The organism is Spirillospora sp. NPDC046719, from assembly GCF_040645715.1.
In the GTDB taxonomy this organism is placed as follows: Bacteria; Actinomycetota; Actinomycetes; order Streptosporangiales; family Streptosporangiaceae; genus Spirillospora.
Window position 1 is genome coordinate 1 of the sequence record NZ_JBEYYT010000666.1, and the last position, 3,782, is coordinate 3,782.

A 3,782-nucleotide genomic window follows, 5' to 3' on the forward strand; every position below is an offset into this window, starting at 1 on the left:
CCCGGCCCCGCCGCGGACCGGCCCGTCCCGGACCGGCGGCCGCTGCTCACCCTCGCGCTGCTCGGCACCGACCAGCCGTCCGCGCGGCTCGACGGCGTCCAGCTGCCGCTGACGCTGCGGCACGCCGAGATCCTCGCGCTGCTCGCGCTGCACCCCGAGGGCCTCAGCGGCGACCGGCTGTCCTGGCACCTGTACGGCGACGACGGCAGCCCGGTGACGGTCCGCGCCGAGATCCACCGGCTGCGGGCGCAGCTCGGCGGCATCGTCCGCGCCAAGCCGTACCGGCTGGACTGCGCGATCGACGCCGACTTCCTCACCGTCCGGCGGCTGCTGGACGAGGGCGACGTCGCCGCGGCCGTCCGGCTCTACGACGGCGAGCTGCTGCCCCGCTCGGACGCGCCCGCCGTGCGCGCCGAGCGCGACGAGCTGGCGGTGCGGATCCGCCGGTCCGCGCTGGACCGGGGGAGCGCCGACGCGCTGTGGACCTACGCCCAGACCGAGCAGGGCCGCGGGGACCTGGAGGCGCTGGAGCGGCTCAGGGAGGTCCTGCCGCAGGACGATCCGCGGCTGGCGGCCGTCGCCACCCGCCGCGCCCGCCTGCTCGACGACTAGGAGCCGACGCCCGCGTTGACCAGGTGCCCGCACTCGTTGTAGCAGACGGCGCGCAGCCCGCCGCCGTCGTCGTGCCGCCACCGCGTCACCGACGCGTTCGCGACCGGCTCCTTCTCCACTTCGAGCACCTGCCGCTCGGTGAGGTCCTCGACCAGGTAGCGGGTCATCACCACGATCGCGTCATGGGTCACCACCAGCGCCCGGCCGCCGGGGGCCTCGGCCTCCAGGTCGCGGTAGAAGCTGCGCAGCCGCAGCGCCAGGTCCGCCCAGGACTCGCCGCCGGGCGGCCGGTAGTAGAACTTGCCGAGCCGCTTCAGCCGGTCGGCCTCGTCCGGGTACCGGCGCTGCACCCCGATCCAGGTGAGGCCCTGCAGGATGCCCTGCTCGCGGTCGCGGATCCGCTCGTCCACCGTCATCCGCAGGCCGCCCGGGTCCTGCGGGCGGGCGTAGGACGTCTCGGCGAGCGCGAGGCGCGCGGTGTCGAGGGTCCGCAGGTACGGGGACACCGCGACGAGCGTCGGCCGCTCGTCCTCGGGGAGCGCGGCGAGCCAGCGGCCCAGCGCCGCCGCCTGCGCCCGGCCCCGCTCCGACAGCGGGACGTCCGCGTCGCGCTCGGGGATCCCCGTCTCCTCCGCGTCCGTGCCCTCCACCGCCTGGTAGGCGAGGTTGCCGGTGCTCTCACCGTGCCGGGTCAGGTTGAGCCACTGCAGCGAATTCACGGTCGCCATGCTGCCATGGCCGGAGCCATGCGCGGACCGCGTGCTCTACAGCCGGTAGTACTCTCTAGGGCGTGACGACCGCCCTGGCCGCCGTGATCATCGCGGTGGCGCTCCTCATCGCCGTGTACGCGCTGGTGACGGCGCTGCGCGGGCGGGCGATGGGGCTTCCCGACCTGATCGGGCTCGGGGTGCTGGAGGTGCTGCTGGTCGCGCAGGCCGCCGTCGGGTTCGTCAAGCTGTCGGGGGACGAGGGGCCGAAGCACCCTGCCACGTTCATCGGCTACCTGCTGGCCGTCCTGGTGATCCCGGTCGCGGGCGCCGTGTGGGGGCTGCTGGAGCGGACCCGGTGGGGCTCCGCGGTGCTGGTGGTCGCGGGCGTCGCCGTCGCCGTCATGATCGTCCGAATGAACCAGCTGTGGAGCGGCAGTGCCTGAGCCCGACACCGGCGTCACCGGCGAACCGGCCGCCGCCCGTCCCGACGGCGAGCGGGTCCGCACCGGCACCGGCAGCGGCCCCGGCCGGCTGCTCGTCGCCGTCTACGCGATCTTCGCGCTCGCGGCCGGCGCGCGCGCGGGCGTGCAGATCGGCACCAAGTTCTCCGACGCGCCGCTGGCCTACTCCCTGTCGGCGTTCGCCGCGGCCGTCTACGTTCTGGCGACGGTCGCGCTCGCCCGTGGCGGCCGGACGTCGTTCCGGGTCGCCGTCACGGCCTGCTCGGTGGAGCTGGCCGGCGTCCTGGCGATCGGCACCCTCAGCCTCGTCGACCGCGCGGCGTTCCCGGACGCCACGGTCTGGTCCGGGTACGGCGAAGGGTACGGGTTCGTCCCGCTGGTCCTGCCGGTGGTGGGGCTGCTGTGGCTGCGCCGCACCGCCCGCCGCGCCCGCGCCGGCGGCTGATCCCCCGGGCCGCCCCGGCCGGACGGTCTGGAACCGCGCGCCCGCCGGTCCCGCGCCGGTCCCGGGGGGCGCGCGGAGCTCGTTCGTCTCCAACACGATCATCGGTCCTCGTCCCGTCGTCGGCGAGGCGGGTCAGGCCGCCGTGGTGACCGCGTCGCCGCCACCGGCGTCCCCGGCGGCGACCTCCGCGGGAGCGGCGTCCGCCGGGGACGGGCCGGCGGGCTCGGCCGTCACCGGGCCCGCTTTCACGGGCTCGGCGGTCACGGGGGTGTCGGCCGCCGGTTTCGCGGCGACCCGCGACGGCGGCGGGGGAGCGTCGGTCATGATGCGGCCGCCGATCGGCAGGCTGTGGACCGCGGCCCGCGCGATCGCCTCGACCTCCTCCGCGGAGTGCTCGGCGACCGGGTTGCGGCGCATCCAGCGCACCAGCCGCAGCGGCGGCGCGAACACGATCCCGTCGGCGGTGAACGGCGACCGGACCAGCTTGCCGCCGTGGACGGCGAGGACGGGCGTCACCGTCACCGGGGCGCCGTACCTGCCGGAGATCAGCCGCCCCGCCTCCGCGGCCCGCGCGGTCAGCCCGCCCACCAGCTTGGACTGGGTGCGGCCGTCGATGAACAGGCGGCCGCCGTGGTGGGAGATCTCCGCGTCCGGCGCCCACGCCTCGTTGTGCACCAGCCACACCCCGCCCGGCCCGACGACCAGCTCGTCCGCGGTCTCGTGCCCGGGGACGACCCGGCCGTGCAGCACCCGGTGGCCGCGCCGCTCCAGCGTGAGGCGCAGCGTCCGGTCCATCCGCTCGACGCCGCGCCGCCCGCGCCGCCACACCCGGGAGGCGTTGTACAGCCGCCAGTGCACCAGCGCGTCGGCGGACGCAAGCAGGACGGCCGCCACGACTCCGAAAACAGCGTTCACCAGCAGCCCGCACAACAGCAGCGCCGCGAGCGCCAGAATTGCGCGGGTCCGCAACCGGCCTTTTCGGCCGCGCTGCCAGAGCTCCTCGTAAACCGCCTGCGGCGATCCGCCGGTGAACGCCTCACGGCCGCGGATATAGATGGACTCGCCGAGCATCACCGAACCTCCAGCACCAGCGACGACGGCCTCATTATGGCGAAAGGCGGCCGATTGCCGCCACACGTGGCGAGGTGAGGGAAACCAAACGGTAAAGCAACTTCCGGGTCCGGAGCATTGCTTACCTGGTAGTTTGCGGAGGTTGCCGAGGCGATTCCTGGGCAGAACTTTAGAGCGTTCTGCGTGATTTACGAAATGCGCGATGCAACTATCACCGTAACCCGCAGAGGGCCTTTCGGGGCGGTGGCATTTCTCACATGGACGATCACCCGCGGCCACCGGTACGGTCGTCTGCCGCCACACTGGACGGATGCACATCAGCGCCGCCGAGGCCCTGCCGGTCCGCCATGCCGTCCCCGGGCTGCGCGCCGCGCTCGCCGCCCGCGGCGCCGCCGTCCTCGCCGCGCCGCCCGGCACCGGCAAGACCACCCTCGTCCCGCTCGCGCTGGCCGGCCTCGCCCTCGCCGCCGGCCACGAAGCGGC

Annotated in this window: 5 protein-coding genes; 3 read left to right on the top strand and 2 right to left on the bottom strand. The window is 74.9% G+C overall.

From position 1 onward, the window contains the following. Positions 1-612: helix-turn-helix domain-containing protein (locus ABZ914_RS48300; RefSeq protein WP_500201348.1), on the top strand; the 612-nt coding region annotated here is incomplete at its 5' end. Here ABZ914_RS48300 and ABZ914_RS48305 read toward each other — a convergent pair. Next, the gene (locus ABZ914_RS48305) at positions 609-1,340 is read right to left on the bottom strand and encodes a histidine phosphatase family protein (RefSeq protein ID WP_500201349.1); all 732 of its coding nucleotides are present in this window, start codon (positions 1,338-1,340) and stop codon (positions 609-611) included. The genes ABZ914_RS48300 and ABZ914_RS48305 overlap by 4 nt on opposite strands. Before the next feature lie 62 nt (positions 1,341-1,402). On the opposite strand from ABZ914_RS48305, the gene ABZ914_RS48310 reads away from it, so the two are divergent. Then, positions 1,403-1,765, top strand: coding sequence for a hypothetical protein (locus ABZ914_RS48310; protein WP_500201350.1), 363 nt, complete (start codon positions 1,403-1,405; stop codon positions 1,763-1,765). Positions 1,766-1,853: 88 nt separating this feature from the next. Continuing rightward, positions 1,854-2,228, top strand: coding sequence for a hypothetical protein (locus ABZ914_RS48315; protein ID WP_190863821.1), 375 nt, complete (start codon positions 1,854-1,856; stop codon positions 2,226-2,228). Between the two features lie 132 nt (positions 2,229-2,360). On the opposite strand, the gene ABZ914_RS48320 is transcribed toward ABZ914_RS48315, so the two are convergent. After that, complete coding sequence (locus ABZ914_RS48320) at positions 2,361-3,299, bottom strand: NERD domain-containing protein (protein WP_500201351.1); 939 nt, start codon at positions 3,297-3,299, stop codon at positions 2,361-2,363. Positions 3,300-3,782 lie beyond the last annotated feature (483 nt).

Bases quoted from the DNA above. Each gene is read 5' to 3' on its own strand.
- ABZ914_RS48320 (WP_500201351.1), bottom strand. From the start codon at position 3,299: ATGCTCGGCGAGTCCATCTATATCCGCGGCCGTGAGGCGTTCACCGGC.
- ABZ914_RS48305 (WP_500201349.1), bottom strand. From the start codon at position 1,340: ATGGCGACCGTGAATTCGCTGCAGTGGCTCAACCTGACCCGGCACGGT.